The sequence below is a fragment of the Aromatoleum evansii genome, assembly GCF_012910805.1.
GTDB classification, from domain to species: domain Bacteria; phylum Pseudomonadota; class Gammaproteobacteria; order Burkholderiales; family Rhodocyclaceae; genus Aromatoleum; species Aromatoleum evansii.
The window spans coordinates 1-1,249 of record NZ_WTVK01000158.1 but is presented as its reverse complement, the minus strand read 5'-3'; the positions used below and the strand labels follow the sequence as shown (position 1 = coordinate 1,249).

The following is a 1,249-nucleotide window of genomic DNA, read 5'->3' as shown; positions in this document are numbered from 1 at the left end:
GTTGGGGTGGGGATGGGTGGACTCCGCAGCGTCTGCAAGAAACCCATCCCCATCCTGTCCTTCCCCTTGAAGGGGAAGGAACCTGCTAATCGCGCCTTGCGAGCTCCAACCGCGAGGAGGTGCCGGGGAATGGCCATGCCTCATTGAGAACGCACCACTACACCAGCTCCGCTCCCGGACGGCTGAACGCGAGCCGCGCCGTGACCGGGAAATGGTCGGAGGGATAAAGCCGGCCCGAGTGCCAGGTGTCCGCGCCGGCCGCCACGGTGCGAAACTGCGGCGAGGCGAGGATCCAGTCGATCGCCTCGCGCACGGGCGCGCGGCCGTAGTCGTGATAGGTGCCGACCGCCGCACCCGCTTCCTGCAGCACCTCGCGCAGCGCACTGCCGGCGGTGAGCTCGCGGAAGGTCACCGAGTCGCGTTCGGCGTTGAAGTCGCCGGTGACGACCACCCCCTCGTCCTGCGGCAGCGCCTGCACCCGGTCCCGCAACAGGCGCGCCGACTCCTCGCGTGACGTGCCCTCGTAGTCGAAGTGCGTATTGAGGAAGGTGAGGCGGCGCCCGCTGCCGTCGCGCGGCGCGAGCCTCACCCAGCTCGCGGTGCGCGGGTAGGCCGCGCCCCAGGACTGCCGCCCCGGCGTGTCCGGTTCGTCCGCGAGCCAGAAGTGGCCGCGCGCGAGTTCCTCGAAGGCCGCACGGCGGTATAGCAGCGGCGCCATCTCGACCGCCGGGTCGCCGTCGCCGCCGCGCTGCACGCCGACGAATTCGTAGTCCGGCAGCGCGGCGCGCACGTATTCGGCCTGCTCATCGTCGCGGCACTCCTGCAGGCCCAGCAGATCGGGGTCGAAGGCGCGGATGCGCTCGACCACCAGCCCCTTGCGCTGCGACCACGCGTGCTCGCCGTCCGGCGCCGAGGCACAGCGGATGTTGAAGGACATCACCGCGAGCTGCATGTTCACCTCCATGACGAAGCGCGAGCGACACTGCGGGCGCTCAGCCTTCCGGCCCCCTGCTACTTAGATCACGGTGCTCTTGCGCCCGAATGAGATAGTCTAGGCATTGCAACAATACTTTCACGTGACGGGGGTCGCCAGATGATCGTTGCAGCGATGCTTGCCGGCGAAGCGGCAGGGCGGTGCCCGTACACGGCCCCCTGCACGCGCCGCCGCGGCCAGATCGCCGCCACGTCGGGATCGCACCCGCCGGACGCACGGGGAGACGGCCGATGATCCTGTCTCTTATACACCTCT

1 protein-coding gene is annotated in these 1,249 nt (G+C 69.3%); it reads right to left on the bottom strand.

The features are described from left to right. Positions 1 to 157: 157 nt before the first annotated feature. Positions 158 to 964, bottom strand: coding sequence for an endonuclease/exonuclease/phosphatase family protein (locus GO615_RS27655; RefSeq protein ID WP_246262530.1), 807 nt, complete (start codon positions 962 to 964; stop codon positions 158 to 160). Positions 965 to 1,249 lie beyond the last annotated feature (285 nt).